Annotated in this window: 18 protein-coding genes; 7 read left to right on the top strand and 11 right to left on the bottom strand. The window is 73.3% G+C overall.

The annotated features are described in order from the left end of the window. Nucleotides 1–13 precede the first annotated feature (13 nt). The 4 genes from AQJ66_RS01840 to allB form a co-directional block, all read right to left on the bottom strand. A complete protein-coding gene (locus AQJ66_RS01840; protein WP_061915352.1) occupies nt 14–1,204 on the bottom strand; it encodes a cytochrome P450 family protein in 1,191 nt (396 codons plus the stop codon). A 92-nt stretch (nt 1,205–1,296) separates the two neighbouring features. Further along, nucleotides 1,297–2,106 carry an AIM24 family protein gene (locus AQJ66_RS01835; protein WP_079060018.1) on the bottom strand — a complete coding sequence of 270 codons (810 nt, stop codon included), beginning with the start codon at nt 2,104–2,106 and terminating at the stop codon, nt 1,297–1,299. Between the two features lie 95 nt (nt 2,107–2,201). Then, nucleotides 2,202–3,338, bottom strand: coding sequence for an allantoicase (gene alc, locus AQJ66_RS01830; RefSeq protein ID WP_425264260.1), 1,137 nt, complete (start codon nt 3,336–3,338; stop codon nt 2,202–2,204). Continuing rightward, nucleotides 3,335–4,705 carry an allantoinase AllB gene (gene allB, locus AQJ66_RS01825; protein WP_061915346.1) on the bottom strand — a complete coding sequence of 457 codons (1,371 nt, stop codon included), beginning with the start codon at nt 4,703–4,705 and terminating at the stop codon, nt 3,335–3,337. The genes alc and allB overlap by 4 nt, the downstream gene beginning before the upstream one ends. Nucleotides 4,706–4,973: 268 nt before the next feature. Here allB and AQJ66_RS01820 point away from each other — a divergent pair, with 268 nt between their 5' ends. Next, nucleotides 4,974–5,768: an IclR family transcriptional regulator gene (locus tag AQJ66_RS01820; RefSeq protein ID WP_061915344.1), complete on the top strand. Its 795-nt coding sequence runs from the start codon at nt 4,974–4,976 to the stop codon at nt 5,766–5,768. A gap of 6 nt (nt 5,769–5,774) precedes the next feature. Here AQJ66_RS01820 and AQJ66_RS01815 read toward each other — a convergent pair whose 3' ends face one another. Further along, complete coding sequence (locus AQJ66_RS01815) at nt 5,775–6,059, bottom strand: DUF5955 family protein (RefSeq protein WP_061916624.1); 285 nt, start codon at nt 6,057–6,059, stop codon at nt 5,775–5,777. 156 nt (nt 6,060–6,215) lie between these two features. Between AQJ66_RS01815 and AQJ66_RS01810 the strand changes: the two genes are divergently transcribed. Both AQJ66_RS01810 and aceB read left to right on the top strand, forming a co-directional pair. Continuing rightward, the gene (locus AQJ66_RS01810) at nt 6,216–6,824 is read left to right on the top strand and encodes a nucleotidyltransferase family protein (RefSeq protein ID WP_061915341.1); all 609 of its coding nucleotides are present in this window, start codon (nt 6,216–6,218) and stop codon (nt 6,822–6,824) included. A gap of 185 nt (nt 6,825–7,009) precedes the next feature. Then, nucleotides 7,010–8,635, top strand: coding sequence for a malate synthase A (aceB, locus tag AQJ66_RS01805; protein ID WP_061915336.1), 1,626 nt, complete (start codon nt 7,010–7,012; stop codon nt 8,633–8,635). Nucleotides 8,636–8,716: 81 nt separating this feature from the next. Here the strand turns inward: aceB and AQJ66_RS01800 are convergent, their stop codons facing one another. The 4 genes from AQJ66_RS01800 to AQJ66_RS01785 all read right to left on the bottom strand — a co-directional run bounded on the left by AQJ66_RS01800 (nt 8,717) and on the right by AQJ66_RS01785 (nt 14,701). Beyond that, the gene (locus AQJ66_RS01800; protein ID WP_061915333.1) at nt 8,717–9,640 is read right to left on the bottom strand and encodes a HipA family kinase; all 924 of its coding nucleotides are present in this window, start codon (nt 9,638–9,640) and stop codon (nt 8,717–8,719) included. 111 nt (nt 9,641–9,751) lie between these two features. After that, nucleotides 9,752–11,542: a cellulose binding domain-containing protein gene (locus AQJ66_RS01795; protein ID WP_159052519.1), complete on the bottom strand. Its 1,791-nt coding sequence runs from the start codon at nt 11,540–11,542 to the stop codon at nt 9,752–9,754. A gap of 14 nt (nt 11,543–11,556) precedes the next feature. Then, entirely contained in the window at nt 11,557–12,894 is a 1,338-nt protein-coding gene (locus AQJ66_RS01790) for a cellulose binding domain-containing protein (protein ID WP_061915326.1), read from the bottom strand. 253 nt (nt 12,895–13,147) lie between these two features. Then, a complete protein-coding gene (locus AQJ66_RS01785; RefSeq protein WP_061915323.1) occupies nt 13,148–14,701 on the bottom strand; it encodes an IucA/IucC family protein in 1,554 nt (517 codons plus the stop codon). 131 nt (nt 14,702–14,832) lie between these two features. Between AQJ66_RS01785 and AQJ66_RS01780 the strand changes: the two genes are divergently transcribed. From AQJ66_RS01780 to AQJ66_RS01770, 3 genes are read left to right on the top strand one after another with little or no spacing between them, the layout of a single operon-like run. Beyond that, nucleotides 14,833–16,374: an IucA/IucC family protein gene (locus tag AQJ66_RS01780; protein WP_107118828.1), complete on the top strand. Its 1,542-nt coding sequence runs from the start codon at nt 14,833–14,835 to the stop codon at nt 16,372–16,374. Nucleotides 16,375–16,383: 9 nt separating this feature from the next. Continuing rightward, nucleotides 16,384–17,646, top strand: coding sequence for a VWA domain-containing protein (locus AQJ66_RS01775; RefSeq protein WP_061915320.1), 1,263 nt, complete (start codon nt 16,384–16,386; stop codon nt 17,644–17,646). After that, nucleotides 17,646–18,446 (top strand): hypothetical protein, encoded by an 801-nt coding sequence (locus AQJ66_RS01770; protein WP_061915317.1) that lies wholly within the window; start codon nt 17,646–17,648, stop codon nt 18,444–18,446. Before AQJ66_RS01775 ends, AQJ66_RS01770 begins: the two co-directional genes overlap by 1 nt. A gap of 53 nt (nt 18,447–18,499) precedes the next feature. Here AQJ66_RS01770 and AQJ66_RS01765 read toward each other — a convergent pair whose 3' ends face one another. After that, nucleotides 18,500–19,126 (bottom strand): winged helix-turn-helix transcriptional regulator, encoded by a 627-nt coding sequence (locus AQJ66_RS01765; protein ID WP_061915314.1) that lies wholly within the window; start codon nt 19,124–19,126, stop codon nt 18,500–18,502. Between the two features lie 81 nt (nt 19,127–19,207). Between AQJ66_RS01765 and AQJ66_RS01760 the strand changes: the two genes are divergently transcribed. After that, on the top strand, nt 19,208–20,416 hold the full coding sequence (locus AQJ66_RS01760; protein ID WP_061915310.1) for a pyridoxal phosphate-dependent aminotransferase: 1,209 nt from the start codon (nt 19,208–19,210) through the stop codon (nt 20,414–20,416). 132 nt (nt 20,417–20,548) lie between these two features. Here the strand turns inward: AQJ66_RS01760 and AQJ66_RS01755 are convergent, their stop codons facing one another. Beyond that, the gene (locus tag AQJ66_RS01755; protein WP_159052518.1) at nt 20,549–20,725 is read right to left on the bottom strand and encodes a hypothetical protein; all 177 of its coding nucleotides are present in this window, start codon (nt 20,723–20,725) and stop codon (nt 20,549–20,551) included. Between the last annotated feature and the right edge of the window lie 186 nt (nt 20,726–20,911).

Raw genomic sequence — 20,911 nt, 5'->3', positions numbered from 1 at the left:
CCCGGCGCGCCGCTCACCAGCGGACCGGCAGGCTGCGCACCCCTCGCATCAGCAGGCCCGGCAGCCACTCCCCCGGCTCGCCGTCGAGCGCGAGGCCGGGGGCGCGCTCCAGCAGGGTGCCGATCGCGATGCGGCCCTCCAGACGGGCCAGCGGCGCGCCCAGGCAGAAGTGGATGCCGTGGCCGAAGGCGAGGTGCCCGCGGGTGTCGCGGCGGATGTCGAAACGGTGCGGGTCGGGGTAGCGGGAGTCGTCGCGCTGGGCCGCGGTGAGTCCGATCAGCACCGACTCGCCCGGTGCGATGGCCGTACCGCCGATCTCCAGCGGCTCGGCGGCGAACCGGAACGTGGCGGTCTCCACCGGGCCCTCGTAGCGCAGCATCTCCTCGACGGCGCCGTCCAGGAGGCCCGGGTCGGCGCGCAGCGCGGCCAGCTGGGCGGGGTGGGTGAGCAGGGCGCGCACGCCGTTGCCGATGAGGTTGACCGTGGTCTCGTGGCCGGCGATGAGCAGCAGGTAGGCCAGGCCGCGCAGTTCCTCCGGGGAGAGCCGGTCGCCGTCCTCGGCGGTGGTGCGGATCAGGTCGCTGAGCAGGTCGTCGGTGGGGCCGGCGCAGCGCTTGTCCTCGATCAGCTCGGTGAGGTAGCCGGCGAGGCGGACGACCGAGTCGTACTCCGTCTGCGCACTGGTCGGCGCGACCACCTCCGTGGAGGTCCTCCGGAACTCGGCGCGGTCCATGTCCGGGACGCCGAGGAGCTCGCAGATGACGGTGATGGGCAGGGGGTAGGCGAGGGAGTCGATCAGGTCCGCGCCGCCGCGCGGCAGCATCTCGTCCAGCAGGTCGTCGGTGACGCGCTGGATCCGCGGGCGCAGCCGCTCCACCCGGCGCATGGTGAACGCGCGGGCGACCAGGCCGCGCAGACGGGTGTGCTGGGGCGGGTCGGCGGTCAGCAGGTACTTGCCGATCAGCTCCTCGTCCAGGAACGTCGTGCCGATCTTGGTGCTGTCCTTGGCCAGCCGGGGATCGGCGAGGGCGGCGCGCGCCTCCTCGTACCCCACGACGAGCCAGGTCGTCTGGTCCGCGTCCGCGCCCGGCGCCCTGACCCGGTGCACCGGGCCCTGCTCGCGCAGCCGTGCGTAGACGGGGTGCGGGTCGCGGCGGAACGCGTCCCCGAACTCTCCCAGATCGACCACCCGCTGCCTCTCCATCGGTCCCCTTCCGGACTCCCCCGAGGCCTGACCGGTCCTGTCCCGGTGCTGGGTAGAACGTACCGCCCGGCTGGTGCCCGTCGCCGGGAACGTCAGCCGGTGTGGGTCGAGAACAGGCCGCCCGTCGGGCCCTGCTTGTCGCCGCCCTGGGCCTTCTTCAGGGCGTTGGCCAGGCCCTCGATGGTGAGGGACTGCAGAATGACCCGGCCGTTGCCCTCCAGGGTGGCCAGGGACAGGCCCTCACCGCCGAAGACGGCGTTCATGATGCCCTGGCGGTTGAGGCCGCCGACGCGCTGGACGCCGTACTGGATGCCCTCCTCGAAGGCGACGACGCAGCCGGTGTCGACCTCGATGCGGCCCCCGAAGTCGGCCGGGTTCAGGTCGATGAAGTTGCCCGCGCCGGCGATGATCACCGTGCCGCGGCCGGTGAACTTCTCCAGGACGAAGCCCTCGCCGCCGCTCATGCCGGTGCGCCCGCCCTGGAAGGCGATGCCGAACTCGACGGTGGACTCGGCGGCCACGAAGGCGTCCTTCTCGGCGAACCACGCGCGCGTGCCGTCGAGCTCCAGGGCGCGCATCTCACCGGGCAGCACGCCCGCGAAGCCGACCGTGCCCTCGCCGCCCCGCGACGTGAAGTACTGGAACGCCAGGGACTCGCCGGCCAGCATGCGCTGGCCGACCTGCACGGCCGTGCCCATGGCCTGGCGCAGCATGCCGCCCATGCCGCCGCCGCCCGACTGCCGGCCCCCGTTGTCCGACGGGCCGGACAGCCGGGTCTCCATGGTCACGTTGGTCGTCTTGAACAGGAACTTGCCCGCTTCGCAGTACACGGTCTGGCCGGGGTTCAGGCTGACGACCGCCATCTGCATGGCGTTGCCGACGATCTCTTGCTGAAGGGTCACGACGGGAGAACGCGGCAGGCGGTGCCCGGGTTCCCGCCGCAGGGCCGATCGGGGGAGCCGGTGCGCCCCGCCGCGGGGCGGACCGGCCGCCGGGATCAGCCGCCCAGCTCCTGGTGGCGGGAGGCGAGGCGGGCGGCGCCGTCGGTCGTCAGGGTGCCGAAGAGCCGCAGGCGGGAGATGCCGCCGTCGGGGTAGATGTCCAGGCGCGCGTGGGTGCCGACGGCCGGCCGCGGGAGGACGAAGCGGTGGTCGCTGTCGGGCTGGAGCCGGGTGCGGGCGAGGACCTCCACCCAGTCGCCGTCCTCGCCGTCCCGTACGGACACCGACGCCCAGCCCGCGCTGTTGCCCAACAGGCAGGCGGTGTCGATCTCCAGGGCGCGGATCTCGGCCTGTTCCGCGAGCCGGTAGCGGATCCAGTCGTTGCCCCGGTCGCGGCGGCGGCGGGTCTCCCAGCCGTCGTCCATCTTGCGGGAGCGGCCCGGCTGGATGGTGTTGGCGGCCGGGGAGTAGAAGAGGTCGGAGGCGTCCTCCACCCGGCCGCCGTTCTCCAGGGCGGCCACGTCGAAGGTGCCCAGGGCCGCCAGCCACCGCGGGTCGGGCACGACCTCGCCGTGCACGCGCAGCCGGGCGATGCCGCCGTCGGGGTGCTGGTTGAGGCGCAGGTGCGTGAAGCGCTGCTCGGCGCGGACCTCGAAGCCGTTGGCCGCGTGGCCGCCGACCGGGGTGCGCGGGACGAGGGTCGTCCACGTGACGTCGCCGGAAAGGAGTTCCTCCGGCGAGGGCGAACCGGGCACCGACGTGCCCTCGACCGACACGGCCTGCGGGTAGTTGCCGCGGAAGTGGGCGGTGTCGACCACGATCCCGCGGATCACGCCGGGGGCGCCGAGCCGGACGAGCGCCCAGTCGTGGTCCTCGTCCGCCGGCCAGGGGTGCGCGGCCGAGGCGCCGCGCCGGCGGCGGGTCTCCCAGCCGTCCATGATCTTGCCCTTGTGGCCGAAGTGCCCGGGGTCGAACTCGGCGCGCCCGGGCAGCAGCAGGTTCTCCCGCTGGGCGAAGAACTCGTCGTTCGCGGCGATGACGGCGGCGCCCAGCTGCCGGTCGGCGAGGTTGGCGTGCTGGGTGAACGGGAAGTCGGCGGTGCGGTAGTCCGCGTACGGGTCGCCGCCTCCGTAGGGGTTCGCGTCTCCGGTGAAGCCGGCCGTTGCTCGGGCTTGAGCCGTCACGGTGATCAGAGGTTCCTTTCGCGGTCGGTGGTGGCTGCCGGGCGGGGACGCTCCAGCAGCGTGCCCTTCGGTTCGGTGAAGGCGCCGTCGGCGACGATGCGCTCGCCGCGCAGCCAGGTGGCCTTGACGACGCCGTACAGGGTCCTGCCGGCGTACGCGGTGACCCGGTTGCGGTGCTGGAGGCCGGCCGGGTCGACGGTGAAGGTCTCGTCGGGCGCGAGGACGGCGAAGTCGGCGTCGCGGCCGGCCTCGATGGCACCCTTGTGCGCCAGGCCCGCCAGGGCCGCCGTCCGGGTGGACATCCAGCGCACGACGTCCTCCAGGCCGTGCCCGCGCCTGCGGGCCTCGGTCCACACCGCCGGCAGGCTGAGCTGGAGGCCGGAGATGCCGCCCCAGGCGGTGGCGAAGTCGTCCGTCTTCAGGTCGGCCGTGGACGGCGAGTGGTCGGTGACGACGCAGTCGACGGTGCCGTCGGCGAGGGCCTGCCAGAGCAGGTCCTGGTTGGCTGCCTCGCGGATGGGCGGGCAGCACTTGAACTCGCTCGCGCCGTCGGGGACTTCCTCGGCGGTGAGGGTGAGGTAGTGCGGGCAGGTCTCGACGGTGACGCGGACGCCCTCCGCGCGCGCGGCGGCGATCAGCGGCAGCGCGTCGCTGGAGGACAGGTGCAGCACGTGCACGCGCGCGTTCAGGCGCCGCGCCTCGGCGACGAGGTGGGCGATGGCCGTGTCCTCGGCGGCGCGCGGCCGGGAGGCGAGGAAGTCGGCGTACCTGGGGCCGCCCCGCTGGGGGGCGGCGGCCAGCCGGTGCGGGTCCTCGGCGTGCACGATCAGCAGGCCGTCGAAGCCGGCGATCTCGGCCAGGGAGCGGGCGAGCTGCGCCCGGTCGAGGTGCGGGAACTCGTCGACTCCGGACGGGGACAGGAAGGCCTTGAAGCCGAAGACCCCGGCGTCGTGCAGCGGGCGCAGGTCCCCGACGTTGCCGGGCAGGGCGCCGCCCCAGAAGCCGACGTCGACGTGCGCCTTGTCGGCGGCGACCCGCTGCTTCGCCCGGAGGTTCGCCACGGTCGTGGTCGGCGGCAGGGAGTTGAGCGGCATGTCGACGAGCGTGGTGATGCCGCCGGCCGCCGCCGCGCGCGTGGCCGTCCAGAAGCCCTCCCACTCGGTGCGGCCCGGGTCGTTGACGTGCACGTGGGTGTCGACCAGGCCGGGCAGCAGGACGTGGTCGCCGACGTCCTCCAGCCGGGCCGCGGGCGGCACCTCGGCGTCGTACGGCAGTACGGCCGTGATCCTTCCGGCGGACACGGCGACCGTGGCGGCCCGCGTCCCCTCCGGAGTGATCACGCGCGTCGAGCGCAGCACCAGTTCGGCGTCGGACACCCGGGCCCCTCTCTTTCGCCGGCATCTCCCGGAACGGGACGTATCCCCACGGAACGGATTTCAACGATCTGTTGAAGGAGTCTTCACTCCCAACCCTCGACCGTCAAGAGGCACACTTTTCGGGGACGTCCGCACGCGGACACTCTGGACGTTTCCACAAAGCGGAATTAGAATTCCAGCAAGTAGAACGTATCTACGTACGATCAGGGAGTCAACGGACCGCCGGGTAGGCTGCTGCCCTTCCCGCCTGCCCCGAAAGGAACGCGCCGTGCCGACGTCCAGCGCCAGCACCACCGACTCCGCGAAGTCCTCCGCCGGCGGCGGGGTCCAGTCCCTGGAGCGCGCCTTCGACCTGCTCGAGCGGATGGCGGACGCGGGGGGCGAGGTCGGCCTGAGCGAGCTGTCCGCGACCAGCGGGCTGCCGCTGCCCACCATCCACCGGCTGATGCGCACGCTGGTCGCCTGCGGCTACGTACGGCAGCAGCCCAACCGCCGGTACGCGCTGGGCCCCCGCCTGATCCGGCTCGGCGAGTCGGCCTCCCGGCTGCTCGGCACCTGGGCCCGGCCGTATCTCGCGCGACTGGTCGAGGAGACCGGCGAGACGGCGAACATGGCGCTGCTCGACGGCGACGAGATCGTGTACGTGGCGCAGGTGCCCTCCAAGCACTCGATGCGGATGTTCACCGAGGTGGGCCGGCGGGTCCTGCCGCACTCCACCGGCGTCGGCAAGGCGCTGCTCGCGGGCGTGCCCGACGACGAGGTGCGCGCGCTGCTCGGCCGCACGGGCATGCCGGCGGCGACCGACAGGACCATCACCACGCCGGAGGGGTTCCTGGCCGCGCTGGAGGAGGTCCGCCGGCTCGGGTACGCCGTCGACGACAACGAGCAGGAGATCGGGGTGCGGTGCCTGGCGGTGTCCGTGCCGGACTCGCCGACCGCGGCGGCCATCTCCATCTCCGGGCCCGCGGGGCGGGTCACCGAGGGGGCCACGGAGAAGATCGTCCCGACGCTGCAGCAGGTGGCCCTCGAACTGTCCCAGGCGCTGGCGGGCTCCGGCGCCTGAGGCCGGCTAGAGCCCCGGTTCGCCGAACAGCTCGACCGCCTGCCTGACCTCCGACAACGCCCGCTTCAGCGCGCTCACGGAGCCGATCGCGCCCGCTATCAGGAGCAGGGAGCCGCGCAGGCGAGGGGTCTCGGGGCTGCCGCCGGAGGCCATCGCGGCGAGCGCGGCCAGTTCGTCCTCGGCTATGCCCCGGTCGGGGAAGTCGGCGGGTAACGCGGCGAGTTCGCGGCGCAGGCGGGACACCGCGGTCCGCAGTCCCGCCACCCTCGGGTCCTCGTCGCTGCCGGTCACCGGCATCTGCCCCAAACTCCGCAACACAGCCCTCCCCCTGCCACGGCGTCGTGCGCGGGTCAGTAAACGCCACGCCGTGCGGGAGCGCCACAGCGCGCACCGAAATTCAGCCCAAGGGAGCCGCTCGTCCCGGCCGGGTTCAGGTATGCAGGAGGCATGACGGACAACCGGGACCGGTACGGGGAGATCGCCGGGCTGCTGCTCGCCGCCGGCGGCGGCAGACGGCTCGGCGGGCGGCCCAAGGCGCTGCTCACGCACCGGGGGCGGCCGCTGGTGGAGCACGCGGCCGGGGTGCTGCGGGCGGCCGGATGCGGCCGGATCCACGTGGTGCTGGGCGCCGCCGCCGACGAGGTCCGCGAGCGGGCCGAACTGGGCGGCTGCGTCCTGGTGGACAGCCCCGACTGGGCGGCGGGCATGGGCTCCTCGCTGCGCGCGGGGCTCGGATCGCTCGCCGGTACGGGCGCACGCGCGGCCCTCGTGAGCCTGGTCGACCAGCCCGGCATCGGGCCCGAGGCGGTGGCCCGGGTGCTCGGCGCGTACGAGGACGAGACCTCGCTCGCCGCGGCCGCCTACGCCGGGGTGCGCGGGCACCCGGTCCTGTTCGGCGCCGCCCACTGGCCCGGCATCGCCGCGACCGCCACGGGCGACCGCGGGGCACGGGCCTACCTGAACGGCCACGCGGCGGCGCTGAGGCTGGTGGAGTGCGCGGACGTGGCCGAGCCGTACGACATCGACACAGAGGCCGACCTGGAGCACCTTGAGTGAACGGCCTGGCACCGAGCGCCATCATGCCTCGACCCGGAGAATCTCGACATCAACAAATCATTGAAGTTCCACGATGAGGAAACTACTATCCACTGATCAGAAGCGCCCGTCCGCACAGCCGGCGCTGATCGCCCCTGTTCGTGCCTCTTGGCACCCGGTGCCACCGCTGAAGGAAGTGACAGCTCATGTCCGCACCAGCGCCGTCCCCGCTGGCCATCGTCGACGCCGAGCCCCTGCCCCGGCAGGAGGAGGTCCTCACCGAAGCGGCGCTCGCCTTCGTGGCGGAGCTGCACCGGCGGTTCACCCCGCGCCGTGACGAACTCCTCGCCCGCCGTGCCGAGCGCCGCGCCGAGATCGCCCGCACCTGCACCCTCGACTTCCTGCCGGAGACGGCCGCCGTCCGCGCCGACGACTCCTGGCGGGTCGCCCCGGCCCCGGCCGCGCTGAACGACCGACGCGTCGAGATCACCGGCCCCACCGACCGCAAGATGACCGTCAACGCCCTCAACTCGGGCGCGAAGGTCTGGCTCGCCGACTTCGAGGACGCCTCCGCGCCCACCTGGGAGAACGTGGTCCTGGGCCAGCTCAACCTGACCGACGCCTACACCCGGAACATCGACTTCGCCGACGAGCGCACCGGCAAGTCGTACGCCCTGCGCCCGGCCGGGGAGCTGGCGACGGTCGTCATGCGCCCGCGCGGCTGGCACCTGAACGAGCGCCACCTCGTGGACGCCGACGGCACGCCCGTGCCCGGTGCCCTGGTCGACTTCGGCCTGTACTTCTTCCACAACGCCCAGCGGCTCCTCGACCTCGGCAAGGGCCCGTACTTCTACCTGCCCAAGACCGAGTCGCACCTCGAGGCGCGCCTGTGGAACGACGTGTTCGTCTTCGCGCAGGACCACGTCGGCATCCCGCAGGGCACGATCCGCGCCACCGTCCTGATCGAGACGATCACGGCGGCCTACGAGATGGAGGAGATCCTCTACGAGCTGCGCGACCACGCCTCCGGGCTGAACGCCGGCCGCTGGGACTACCTGTTCTCCCTCGTGAAGAACTTCCGTGACGGCGGGCCGAAGTTCGTCCTGCCGGACCGCAACGCCGTGACGATGACGGCCCCGTTCATGCGGGCGTACACCGAACTCCTCGTCCGCACCTGCCACAAGCGCGGCGCGCACGCCATCGGCGGCATGGCGGCGTTCATCCCGTCCCGCCGCGACGCGGAGGTCAACAGGGTCGCCTTCGAGAAGGTCCGCGCCGACAAGGACCGTGAGGCGAACGACGGCTTCGACGGCTCCTGGGTCGCGCACCCCGACCTGGTGCCGATCGCCATGGAGTCCTTCGACAGGGTGCTGGGCGACAAGCCGAACCAGAAGGACCGGCTGCGCGAGGACGTCCACGTCGAGGCGGCCGACCTGATCGCCGTCGACTCCCTCGACGCGAAGCCGACGTACGCCGGTCTCGTCAACGCGGTGCAGGTCGGCATCCGGTACATCGAGGCCTGGCTGCGCGGACTCGGCGCGGTCGCCATCTTCAACCTGATGGAGGACGCGGCCACCGCGGAGATCTCCCGCTCCCAGATCTGGCAGTGGATCAACGCCGGCGTCGAGTTCGAGAACGGCGAGAAGGCCACGCCGGAGCTGGCCCGCACGGTCGCCGCCCGGGAACTCGACGCCATCCGCGAGGAGATCGGCGAGGAGGCCTTCGCGGCCGGGCACTGGCAGGAGGCCCACGACCTGCTGCTGCAGGTGTCCCTGGACGAGGACTACGCCGACTTCCTGACCCTGCCGGCGTACGAGCGGCTCAGGGGCTGAGGCGCTTCCCGGCGACGGCCGGAGCGGTCCGCGGGGCTTGCCCGGACCGCTCCGGCCGTCGCCGCGGCCGGGCGGCTCCCCTCACCCCAGGTGCGCCGACCAGTCCTGCTCCGCCGCCGGCCTGCCGTGCAGGTCGGGGACCCGCTTGAGCCAGTCGGGGCGGCCCTGCTGGGACTTCGCCGCGCGGGCGGCGTCCTCGGCGGCGAGCTCCTCGCGGCTCGGGAAGCCGGTGGGCAGCCACGCGGCCGAGAGCCGGACGCGGGCGAGGAGGTGGTCGACGTAGGCGTCGCGGACGTCGTCCGCAGTGGCGAAACCGGCGTCCTCGGCCAGCCAGGCGTCCGGCACGCGGGCGACGACCTCCCGCAGCAGCTCCTCGGTCACCCGGGGAGCCAGCTCGGCGTCGGCGGCCCGGACGTCGGGCGCGTAGTGCCCGAGGGCGTGGTGGCGGAAGTCGTACTTCTTCCCCGGCGCCGTGGTGTCCCAGCGGTGGTGGAAGACGAGGGCTGCGCCGTGGTCGATGAGCCACAGGCGCGGCGGCACGGTGCCGGACGTCGGCCAGACCATCAGGTTGGAGCTGTGCACCGTACGGTCCACGTTGACGGTCAGCGCGTCGAGCCAGACGATCCGGCCCGCCTCCAGGGGGTCCACGGGGAAGGCCTGCGCGATCGACGGGGTGAAGTCGGCGGCGCCCGGCAGGTAGTCCATGCCGAGGTTCACGCCCGCGCTGGCGCCGTGCAGCTCCCGGACCTCCTGATGGGGCTCGTCGGCGGCGATGGCCGGGTCGAAGTGCACGAGGACCAACTCGGGGAAGCGCAGCCCGAGCGCCCGGGCCAGCTCCCCGACGATCACCTCGGCCACCAGCGCCTTGTGTCCCTGCGCCGAGCCGGTGAACTTCACGACGTACATGCCGAGGTCGTCGGCCTCGACGACACCGGGGACGGAGCCGCCGGAGCGCAGGGGCTCGACGTAGCGGGTCGCGGTGACCTCTCTCAGCGTGGTGCGCATGAGGTGAGCATAGTGACCGTGCGTGACAGCGTTGGAGTCGCCCGCGGGCGGGGGCCGGCCCGTCCGGCCGGTCGGGCGCGGCCGGACGGGCCCGCGGGAGGCTCCGGGCGGTCAGCCGACCCGCGCCGTGTCGGAGCGGGAACCCGCGGTGCCGTCCGCCGTGTACGGGACGACGGCGTACCAGACGGTGCCGGAGGGTGCGGAGGTGTCCGTCCAGGGCGTGGTGTTGTCCGTGGCGCAGCGGTCACACACCGTCTGCCAGGGGCCGTCGGCGCCGGCCGTGGAGCGCAGTACCGAGTAGGAGCCCGCGGTGGTGGCTCCTCGCCACGCGAGGATCACCTGCCCGGACGAGCGCCTGGCCGACGTGACGGCGGGGCGGCCCGGAGCGGGTACCGGCGGCTCCGCCCGGCCGGACATCCGGTGGTCGAGCGCCCTGATCGACTCGGCGGCCTGCCTCATGGCGGCGTCGTCACCGGGGAAGTGCAGGGTGAACCCGTCGTTGTGCTGGACGTAGCCGTGGTCGTCGGCGTGGGGGAAGAGTGACCAGAACAGCGCCCCGGTGACGTCCTGGTCCGAGGCGAAGGTGTCGTAGAGCGAGGAGTCGGCGGAGGTCCAGCCGTACTCGCCCGCCAGATAGACCTTGCCGTGGCCGGTGATGTCCGCCGCGTCCCGGGTGACGGCGGAGGCCGACGGAGGGTAGTAGTGGGCGTCCACGACGTCCACGTCGGAGGCCGAGTAGTCGGCCGAGTCCCAGGGGGCCGCGACCAGGTGGTCCGGGGAGATCTTCTTGAGGTGGGACGCGATGGTCTGCACCCAGCCGGCGTTCATGCCGGTCAGCTCGTTGCCGAGTTCGAAGGCCAGCACCGTGGGATCGTCCTTGTACGCGAGCCCCGTGTACGGGTTGACGTGGTCGAGCAGGTGGTCGATGTACCTCTCGAACGCGGAGACGGCGCGGCCGTCGGTGTAGAAGCCGTCCTCCGGCAGGCCGAGCCAGTCCGTGAAGTCGTGCCGGCCGCCGTGGTACCAGTGCCAGTTGTCGGTCAGGGGCACCACCAGGTGGAATCCCAGCTGTCCGGCACGGGCGACGGCGTAGTCGATGCTGTCGAACGCCGCGTCGTTGAAGTGGTCCAGCGACGGTTCGAGGCTGGCGGCGGTTCCGGTGGAGATGCCGAGCGTGTGGGAGCGGATCACGGTCACGCCCATCGCCTTGGCGGTCTCCAGGGCGTCGTCGACCCGGAATCGGGTCGGGTAGGCGATGCCGCCCACGTTCTCGTCCAGTCCGAGCCAGTAGATGTTGGCGCCGCTGAACCGGAAGTTCTGGCCGTCCAGCCGCAGGTGCGTACCGTCCCGGGTGACCCGGCCCGGCCGGTCGGTCGGCGTCGGGGTCGGGGTCGGTGTGGGGCTGGGGGTGGGGGTCGGCGTGGGAGTCGGGGTCGGGGTGGGGGTCGGTGACGGGGAGTTCCCGCCGTCGCAGGCGATGCCGTTGACGGTGAAGCCGGTCGGCGCGGAGTTGACGCCGGAGTAGGCGAAGTTCGCGCCGATCGTGTACGAGGCTCCGGGAGCGATGCTGGTCTGGTAACCCGGGGCGGTCACGGTCACCTTGGTGCCCGTCTGGCTCCACGTTCCGTTCCAGCCGTCGACGAGCTTCTGGTCACCCGAGTTCGTGTAGGCCAGCGTCCAGTTGGACAACGTTGTCGTACCCGTGTCCGTCAAGGTCACCCGCGCCGTGAACCCGCTGCCCCAGTCGTTGGCGTCGGTGAACGTCACGGCGCACGCGGCCGCCTCCGTGGCGGTCGCATGCGCCGCGAACGGCAGGCACGCGGCGGCGAGACCGGCCAGGGAGGCCATCACGCACACGCCGCGAGACCGCCAGGAACCGCGGGGGATTCTTGTGTTGTCCACGTACTCACTCCTCGTCAGGAAGCGGTGCAGGAGAGGGCGCCGACGTTCCGGTCGTCGCCGTTGAGCGTCATTCCCCAGCCGGTCGACGCGCCGGGGGCCAGGGAGCCGTTGTAGGCGACGTTGCGGACGGTCGTGGCGGGCCGGGAGGAGTCCACCGCCGCGTTCCACAGGTTCGACACGGACACCCCGTCCGGCAGGGTGTAGTGGACCGACCAGCCGGTGACGGGAGCCGGCCCGGTGTTGGTGACCGTGACATCGGCCTGGTAGCCGCCGTTCCACGCGTTGCTCACCGTCCACCGCGCCGTGCAGGAGGGGCCGCCGGACGGGCTCGGAGTGGGGGTGGGGGTGGGAGTGGGGGACGGCGTCGGAGTGCCGCCGGAGCCGTCGGAGGTGGTGTAGGAGACGGGCGTGTAGTCCGCGGGACAGCCCCCCGCGCAGCCCGACGGCAGCGCGAAGGTGTACGTGCGGCCGCCGCCCAGCCAGGCGTCCGAGGAGTCGCGGACGCGTACGGTGAACGTGCTGCCGGCGGTGGAAGTCGCGCCGACGATGTACGACTGCCCCATGTCGCTGTTCATCGTGGCGTCTTTCCACGTGCCGTTCGCCAGGTACTGCACGCCGTGGATGCCGGCGGGCAGGTGGGAGACGGCGATGGCGGGCCAGTACGGCTGGGCGCCCTTGAGGAAGCCGATGCGGATGTCGCCGCTGTAGCCGGGAGCCGGGACGAAGCTCCACGAGACGCGGCGGTTGTTCCAGTGGTCCGGGTACATGGTTCCCACTTCGCCGCCGCCGAGCCGGAAGCGGTTGAGCGAACCCGTCGCCAGGTCGAGGTGGTGGGGGTCGTCCCGGCACCACGCGTTGGGATCGGCGCAGCTGTCCGCGACGAGCATGGTCAGGGTCGCGCCGCTGTAGCGGTCGGCCACCCATGAGCCGTTGCGGCAGAACGGCTCGTTCGGAGCGCCGTCGTTGGTGCCGGTGCAGTAGTCGCCGATGGTGACCTTCACCCAGCGGCCGCAGTTCAGGCCGTTGTCGAAGGCGCCTTTGATCGACGCCCGCGTGTCCGGTACGGGGCGCGGATAGGACGACGAGTAGTCACCGGGGGTGTCGAACACGTTGAGCGCCACGAAGTCCTGGCTGTCCAGCTCGCCCTGCGGCAGGCCGCAGCCGCCGTAGGGCGTGCCGAGGCCGTCGAAGTGCGTGGCGTTGCCGACGACTTCCGCGGAGTCGGCGCTCGCCGCGCTCGGCGCCGTGGCGGTCAGGGCCGCCGGTACGACGCAGCACAGGGCGGCCAGGACGGTGGCGGTGCGCCGGCGGCGGCGGCGAGGGTGGGGGTGGGGTAAGGGGACGCGCTGCATGGGGGATCGACCTCCTCGGGGGAAGGTGAGCGACCGGACGGGAAAGGTGCGCGAGGCGGGCGTGGGACCGCTCCCACGAGCTGCCGCCCGACACCGTAGCGCGCTGCCGCGGGGTAAGGGAGCCCCGCGGCTTCGAAAATTTCGAGACGGTGGTCATCGCCCGCCGACTTGACCGGTATATCGGCTGTTCGCGCACGAAGCCGTGATCGACGGTGCCTCCTGCCAGCTACCACTAAACGGTTTAGCGGCGAGATCAGGCCGACCCGGACAGCGGGTTCCGCAAGGGCACATACCGGGCGGCGGCGCCGTCCGCCCCGGTCCAGCGCAGCAGGAGGTTCGTCTTGCCCGGCAGGGTGGGCGAGGCGAGCAGGGCGGGGATCTCGGGGAGCCGGTGGCGGGCCAGCTCGCGGCGGGCCGCGGGCCAGGGATCGAGGCCGGGGTGGTGCTCGGCGAGGGCGGCGGCGATCTCGGAGAGGTGGTTGACGACCAGGCAGTACACCAGCCGCTCCCAGCCGGCGGCGCGGGGGACGTCCGCGAGCAGCTTGGCGCCCTCGGCGTCCCGGAACAGCGCCTGGACGGGCGTGCCGGACGGGTCGACGGCGACGAGGGTGTTCTGCAGGTGGGCCTCCAGGACCAGCCCGTGGTCGTGGAAGGCGGTGAGGGCGGGCGGGACGACCTGCCGCAGGTACGCCTCCCACCACCGGTCCGGGTCGGCGGTGGCGGCCAGCGGGCTGCCCTCGAAACCCTCGGCGAGCCCGGCCGCGAGCAGTGGCGTGGCGCCGGGCAGGAGGTGGCCGCGCAGCCCGTCGCGGACCAGGACGGCCAGTTCCTCGAAGGCGAACGCGGCGGTGCGGTAGCCGCGGTCGCTCAGCCAGGCCGCGGGCGGGCCGAGCGCGGCGAAGGCCTGGCCGGCGGCCGTGTCGGTGCGGCGCAGCCGCCGCAGGTCGTGGCGCCACAGGCGGCGGATGTCGTTGGTGATGCGGACGTCGAGGCTGAACTTCAGGAACAGGTCGCGCCGGGGTTCGTAGAGCGTGCGGACGGCCGCCGTCGGCCAGGCGTCGAAGGCGGTGGTGCCGAGCCGCAGCAGCCGGCCGTCGGCGAAGGCGGGAGCGAGGTCGCGGGCGACGAGGTCGAGCTGCCAGGGGTGGGCGGGCAGCAGCCGGTAGCCGGGCGGGGCGCTGCCCAGGGCGTCCAGGGCGCGGGTGTCGCCCTCCTCGGCGACCTGGTCCTCGCGGACGCCCAGCAGCACCAGCGGGAAGTGCGCGTGGGCCTCCGGCGCGTACGGCAGCCAGGACGCGACCGGGCCGCCGCCGCGCGCCTTGGGGGCCGGGTGGTGGGGGTGGCCGGTGATCAGGGACTGCTCGGAGCGCAGGTACGGGTCCGCGGGCGCGGCCGCCCGGGCGCGGGCGGTGAGCAGCGCGGCGACCGCGTCGCGGCTGTCGGTCATCTCGGTGGGCAGGTCGCCGCCGGGCAGCCCGGTGCGCCGGCGCAGTTCCTCGGCGACCAGTTTGACCAGTTCGGGGTGGTCGAGGCGGTGCCAGGCGCCGGCGGTGAGCAGTTCGGGTGCGGCGGGCCGCCGGCCGGGGCGCACGCGCAGCAGGCGGCCGGTGCCGGGCAGCCGGTGGACCCCGCGCCCGCCGGGGCCGGGGAGGGGCTCGGCGACCTCCCGCAGCAGGCAGTTGAGCAGCGGGGCGGCCGCGTAGGCGTCGGCGCGGCGTCCGACGGCGTCGGTCTCGGTGTCGGTGTCGAGATCGGTGCCGGGGTCTGCGCAGGCGTCGGCGGGGGGCTTGGGGTCCACGCGATCCATTCGTTCTTCGTCAAAGGGACCGGACGCGATCAGTATGTCTGTCGTGACGCCTTGTCCGCCGTCACACCCGTCGTCACCGGCCACGCCGGCCCGTGCCGCGGCCCGTGCCGTCCGGACCCGAGGAGCCCACCGTGTCCCACCTGTCCCCCGCCGAGGCCGAGCTCGCCGAGGAGCTGGCCGTCGTCCGGCCCGCTCTGCTGCCCGGGTACCGCGCGGAGCTGGCGGGCGCCCGCGCGGCGGTGCTGACCCGGCTGTGGCGGGCGCTCGTCCACGAACCGCTGCCGTGGATCACCGGCAGGGTCCGGGGGGCGTACGGCGTCGCCCTGCGGCTGGCCGACGGCCGGACGCTGCACGGCCCGCACGTGGATCCGTACGCGACCGGCGCCCCTGTGACCGCCGTCCGGCTGGACCGCGAGCGCCACGACGACCCGGCGCGGCTGACGAACGCGCTGGCGGTGCCGCACGCGGCGGGCTTCGCGGTGGAACTCGGGCACAGTGCCGCTTCGTTGGCGCTGTCCCGGGCCGGCGCTGATCACCGCCGGGAGTGGCCCGTGGGGGTCCCCCCGGCCGAAGGCTGGGGGAAGGACTGGGAGTGGGAGCAGCGGGTGGCCGACGGGCACCCGTTCCACCCCAACTGCCGTTCGCGCCCCGGTTTCTCGGCCGCCGACCAGCTGGCGTACGGTCCGGAGCACCGGCCGGTGGTGGAGCTGGGCACGGTCGCCGTGCCGGCCGCGGAGTGCCTGGTCCGCGGTGACTGGCCGGCGGAACTGCGCGCGCCGGGGCGGGTGCTGGTGCCGGTGCACCCCTGGCAGGCGGCCCATGTGCTCAAGCGGTCCGCCGACCCCTGGCGCCGGGCGCACCCGCTGATGTCCCTGCGCACCCTCGCCCTGCCCGGCGGGCCGCACGTGAAGACGGCGCTGAGCGCCCGGCTGACCTCCTCGGTGCGGGACATCTCCGCGTACTCCGTCGAGATGTCGGCGGCGCTGACGTCGCTCGCCGTGGACCTGGCCAAGCGCACGGACGGCCTGCTGCACGTCACCCGCACGCTGGGCGCGGTCACCGCCCACTCGCCCGATCTGGCGGCGCTGCTGCGGGAGTCGCCTCAGGTGTACGCCGGACCGGGGGAACGCGTCCTGCCGGTGGCCGCGCTCCCCGCCACCGGGCTGCCCGGCTCCGGTGACTGGCTGACCACGTTCACCCGGCTGGCGCTCACGGCCGGGCTGCGCCTGCTGGACCTGGGCGTGGCCCTGGAGGCCCACGGGCAGAACCTGCTGGTGGTGCTCGCCGCCGACGGCAGCCCGCGCCGCCTCGTCTACCGCGACCTCGCCGACGTGCGGGTCAGTCCCGCCCGGCTGGCCCGGCACGGCGTCGCCGTGCCCGCCCTGACCGGCCGGCTGGTGACGGACGACCCGGGGGTCCTGCGCCGCAAGCTGTTCGGCTCCCTGGTGGCCGGCGCCCTCGCCGCCACGGCGGGCTCGGGGCCGGCCCTGGGCGCGGCGATGCGGGCCGCGCTGCCGGATCTGCCCCGCACCCCGGACCTCGCGGCCCTGTGCGAAGGCCCGGTGCCCGCCAAGGCGTTGACGCTGATGAGGCTGTCCCCGGACACCCCCGGCGACCAGTGGACGGCCCTGCCCAACCCGCTCGTTTTGGAGCCCGGTGCGGTAGATCAATAGGATCCGCCGATGATCAGAAGACAACGGCTGGCGGCGGGCGTCTGCGCCCTGCTCGCCGCCCTGGCGGCCGGGATCGCGTTCCCCGGCGGAGCCGTCGCCGACGAGACCGAGCAGGCGGCCCCGAAGGTCGAACTCGTGCTGGACGTCAGCGGTTCCATGCGTACACGGGACATCGACGGCGGCTCCCGGATGGCCGCGGCGAAGCAGGCGTTCAACGAGGTGCTCGACGCCACCCCCGAGGAGGTGCGGCTCGGCATCCGCACCCTCGGCGCCAACTACCGCGGCAACGACCGCAAGGAGGGCTGCAAGGACACCGCGCAGCTGTACCCGGTCGGCCCGCTGGACCGGACCGAGGCGAAGACCGCGGTCGCCACGCTGGCCCCGACCGGCTGGACGCCGATCGGCCCGGCGCTGCTGAAGGCGGCGGACGACCTGAACGGCGGCGACGGCACCCGCCGGATCGTCCTGATCAGCGACGGCGAGGACACCTGCCAGCCGCTCGACCCGTGCGAGGTGGCCCGCGAGATAGCCGCCAAGGGCATCGGGCTGACCATCGACACGCTCGGCCTGGTCCCCGACGCCAAGACCCGCGACCAGCTGAGCTGCATCGCGGACGCCACCGGCGGCACCTACACCGACGTGCGGCACAAAGAGGAACTGAGCGACCGCGTCGGGCAGTTGGTGGACCGGGCGGCCGATCCGGTGGTCACGCCGGTGGCCACCGAGGGCGCGGCCGAGTGCGCGAAGGCGCCGTCGCTGAAGTCCGGGCTGTACACCGACCGTGAGGAGTTCGGGCAGCAGCGCTGGTACAAGGTCGACGTCGACCCCGGCAAGGAGCTGCGGGCCTCGGTGAGCGTGGCCGACGACCGTGCGGTGAACCCGGACTACGGGGTGCTCCTGCGGGCGGTGACCCTGCACGGACGGGAGATCGTGCGCGGTGAGGCCGCCGGCACGGGCCGTACGGACGTGATCTCGACCGGGCTGCGCTATCCGAAGCCGGAGAGCGACGACGACAACGCGCCCGCGGAGACCGTGTGTCTGCAGGTCACCAACTCCTTCTCGGCGGCGGCCGGGGTGAAGACCACGCCGGGTCTGCCGCTGGAGCTGACGGTGGACGTGGTGGACGGTCCCTCGGGCCACCACGACGTGGCCGCCTTCGGCCTCGGCCGTGGCTGGTGGCTGCTGGGTGCGCTGGTGCTGACCGGCTTCGTGGCGGGTCTGCTGTGGGGCTGGCTGTCGCGCTGGCGGGTCGCGGTCTGGAGGACCAACTGATGCGTATCACTCGTGTGTTCGGTGCCGCGCTGCTGGCGCTCGGGCTCGCGGCCGGACCGGCCGCCGCCGACTCCTCTCCCTCGCCGAGCGCCTCCGCGGACGACTCGGCACCCACCCGGGCCGGCACCTCCTTCCGCACGGCGGCGGAGGTCCGGCAGGGACAGCAGGCCACCGCGTCCGCCTCCACCGGTGACTACCTGTACTGGTCGTTCCCGGCGGACGTCGGGCAGCGCCCCACCGTCGAGGCGACGGTGAAGCTGCCCGCCGCGCACGGGGCGCAGACCTGGCAGATCGACGTGTACGACGGGCTGCGGCGCCGGCAGGCCTGCCAGTACGGCGCGGCGACCCGTACCGCCGGGCAGGGCGCGTCGACCGTCGACCTGGCGTGTGTGCTGCGGACCGTGCGCGGCTGGTCGGAGCCGTGGGGCAACGACCCGCTGCCCGGCACGTACTACGTGCGGCTGACGGCCCTGGACCTCGGCTCCGCCGACCTCGGCAAGCCGGTCGGCGCCGAGGTACGCGTCGACTCCAAGGACATCGGCGGCGCCGCGGCGGCGGACGGTTCGCTGGGCAAGCCGCTGGTCCCCGGGATCGCCGTCAAGTCCGAGTCGGACGGCGGTGGTTCGAGGACGGCGGTGCTGTCCAGCTTCGGCTCGGACGACGGCTGGTCCTCCGGCTGGTGGTCCGACCGCTGGGTGTGGACCGCGATCGGCGGCGTGCTGGCCGCGCTGGCGGGCATCGGCGGGTACGCGCTGACGCGTGGCGCGGGGCGCCCGTCCCGGGTGCCGCCGAACGTGTGAGATCCCGTCTCCGTGTCCGGAAGGCCCGCCCGTGTGGCGGGCCTTCTGCCGTCTCACCCCTCCCGCAGGGTCTTGGCGAGGGCGCCCTCGCCCGTGACGGTGACCCGTCCGGCCCGCACGGCCGCGAGCAGGTCCGTCTCCCCCCGGGCGAGCGCCTCGCAGGTCCCGGCGTCCAGGACGAGCCGGGCGTCGGCCTCGCCGGGCGCGGGACCGTCGCCGTACACCGGGCCGTCCTGCGCACCGGCTCGCAGGTGGAAGACCCCTTCCTCCAGCCGGACCTCGACCAGCCCCTCGCCGTCCAGGGCCCGCAGCAGGGGCAGCGCGAACCAGTGCGCGCGCACGGCGTCGGTCGGCCGCCGCTCACCGAGCTCGTCCTCGCCCCACCGCCCGAGCGCCTGCAGCACGGGCAGCAACCGGCTTCCGCGCCCGGTGAGTTCGTACACGGAGGCCGCGCCCGGGAGCGGCAGCCGCCGCCGGGTGGCGAGACCGTCGCGTTCCATGTCCTTCAGCCGTGAGGCGAGTACGTCCGTGCTCACGCCGGGCAGGTCCGCGTGCAGGTCGGTGTAGCGGCGCGGGCCGGCCAGCAGCTCCCGGACGATCAGCAGGGTCCAGCGGTCCCCGACGGCGTCGAGCGCGCGGGCGACGGAGCAGTACTGGTCGTAGCTTCGGCGAGGTGACATGCGGCGCAGTCTAGACGGGTTGTTGGACTTTCCAAGCTCGCACTTGGTAAAACCAAGCAACACGAGTTCCCGGAGGGGCGCATGGAGTTCCGGCAGTCGAACAAGCTCAGCGAGGTCTGTTACGAGATCCGCGGCCCGGTGATCGAGCACGCCAACGCGCTGGAGGAGGCGGGCCACAGCGTGCTGCGCCTGAACACCGGCAACCCGGCGCTGTTCGGCTTCGAGGCGCCCGAGGAGATCCTCCAGGACATGATCCGGATGCTGCCGCAGGCGCACGGCTACACGGACTCCCGCGGCATCCTCTCCGCCCGCCGGGCGGTGGCCCAGCGCTACCAGACGCTGGGCCTGGAGGTGGGGGTGGACGACGTCTTCCTCGGCAACGGCGTCTCGGAGCTGGTCTCCATGGCCGTGACCGCGCTGGTGGAGGACGGCGACGAGATCCTCATCCCCGCGCCGGACTTCCCGCTCTGGACGGCCGTCACGACCCTGGCGGGCGGCAAGGCGGTCCACTACCTGTGCGACGAGCAGGCCGACTGGACGCCGGACCTGGCCGACATGGCGTCGAAGATCACGGACCGCACCAAGGCGGTGGTGATCATCAACCCGAACAACCCCACCGGCGCCGTCTACCCGAAGGAGATCCTGGAGGGCATCCTCGACCTGGCCCGCCGGCACGGCCTGATGGTCTTCGCCGACGAGATCTACGACCAGATCCTGTACGACGACGCCGTCCACCACTCGACCGCGGCCCTCGCCCCCGACCTGGTCGTGCTCACCTTCTGCGGCCTGTCCAAGACCTACCGGGTGGCGGGCTTCCGCTCCGGCTGGCTGGTGGTGACGGGACCGAGGCAGCACGCCAAGGACTACCTGGAGGGCCTGACCATGCTGGCCTCCATGCGCCTGTGCGCCAACGCGCCCGCGCAGTACGCCATCCAGGCGGCGCTCGGCGGCCGCCAGTCCATCGGCGACCTCACGGCCCCCGGCGGCCGGCTGCACGAACAGCGGAACGTGGCCTGGGAACGGCTGAACGAGATCCCCGGGGTGTCCTGCGTGAAGCCCAAGGGGGCGCTGTACGCCTTCCCGCGCCTGGACCCCGCGGTCCACCGGATCCACGACGACGAGAGGTTCGTCCTGGACCTGCTCCTGCGGGAGAAGATCCAGGTCGTCCAGGGCACCGGCTTCAACTGGCCCTCCCCGGACCACTTCCGCATCCTCACCCTCCCGCACGCGGACGACCTCGAAGCGGCGATCGGCCGCATCGGCCGCTTCCTGAGCGGGTACCGGCAGTAGCCCCGCTCCCGGGCGGCGGCCGACGGCGGCCGGACGGTGCGGCGCACCGGGCGCGCAGCGCCGTCCGGCCGTGTCCCGCAGCGGGCCCCGGGAGCGGCCGCCTGTCAGGGCCGGGCGGGGCCGCGACCGCTCCTACGCACCGCTCTCCTTCGCGCCGGAGCACCCTCCCGGATCGCCCGGCCCGGAGCGCTCGGGCGGTGCGAGCGCGTAGCCGGCGAGGAGGCCGGCCACGCCCAGGAGGCAGTCCAGGTAGAGCGCCGTGGACTGCCCGGCGCCGTTGATCCCCATGATCAGAACGATCCCGGTCACGAGCACGGCAAGAAATGTCACGTAATGGCGGCGGAGTGACACCCTGAGGTCGATCGGCACGTTTCCTCCCCTTCCTCGTTCGTCCCCGGCTGGGATGTCGGCCATTCGAGCAGTCGCCGCTGCGCCGGGTCCAGGGATTCCGGTGGACTCCGGTGTTCTGCGAAGCGCCGACGGTCTTGGGGGCCT

Source organism: Streptomyces bungoensis, from assembly GCF_001514215.1.
GTDB classification, from domain to species: domain Bacteria; phylum Actinomycetota; class Actinomycetes; order Streptomycetales; family Streptomycetaceae; genus Streptomyces; species Streptomyces bungoensis.
The sequence above is the reverse complement of the archived record's forward strand: the minus strand, read 5'-3'. Positions and strand labels throughout refer to the sequence as shown.

What these genes read in the sequence shown, in the direction of transcription:
- AQJ66_RS01840 (WP_061915352.1), bottom strand. Translation starts at nt 1,204, where the DNA reads ATGGAGAGGCAGCGGGTGGTCGATCTGGGAGAGTTCGGGGACGCGTTC.
- AQJ66_RS01810 (WP_061915341.1), top strand. Translation starts at nt 6,216, where the DNA reads ATGACGGACAACCGGGACCGGTACGGGGAGATCGCCGGGCTGCTGCTC.
- aceB (WP_061915336.1), top strand. Translation starts at nt 7,010, where the DNA reads ATGTCCGCACCAGCGCCGTCCCCGCTGGCCATCGTCGACGCCGAGCCC.
- AQJ66_RS01800 (WP_061915333.1), bottom strand. Translation starts at nt 9,640, where the DNA reads ATGCGCACCACGCTGAGAGAGGTCACCGCGACCCGCTACGTCGAGCCC.
- AQJ66_RS01790 (WP_061915326.1), bottom strand. Translation starts at nt 12,894, where the DNA reads ATGCAGCGCGTCCCCTTACCCCACCCCCACCCTCGCCGCCGCCGCCGG.
- AQJ66_RS01785 (WP_061915323.1), bottom strand. Translation starts at nt 14,701, where the DNA reads ATGGATCGCGTGGACCCCAAGCCCCCCGCCGACGCCTGCGCAGACCCC.
- AQJ66_RS01775 (WP_061915320.1), top strand. Translation starts at nt 16,384, where the DNA reads ATGATCAGAAGACAACGGCTGGCGGCGGGCGTCTGCGCCCTGCTCGCC.
- AQJ66_RS01770 (WP_061915317.1), top strand. Translation starts at nt 17,646, where the DNA reads ATGCGTATCACTCGTGTGTTCGGTGCCGCGCTGCTGGCGCTCGGGCTC.
- AQJ66_RS01765 (WP_061915314.1), bottom strand. Translation starts at nt 19,126, where the DNA reads ATGTCACCTCGCCGAAGCTACGACCAGTACTGCTCCGTCGCCCGCGCG.
- AQJ66_RS01760 (WP_061915310.1), top strand. Translation starts at nt 19,208, where the DNA reads ATGGAGTTCCGGCAGTCGAACAAGCTCAGCGAGGTCTGTTACGAGATC.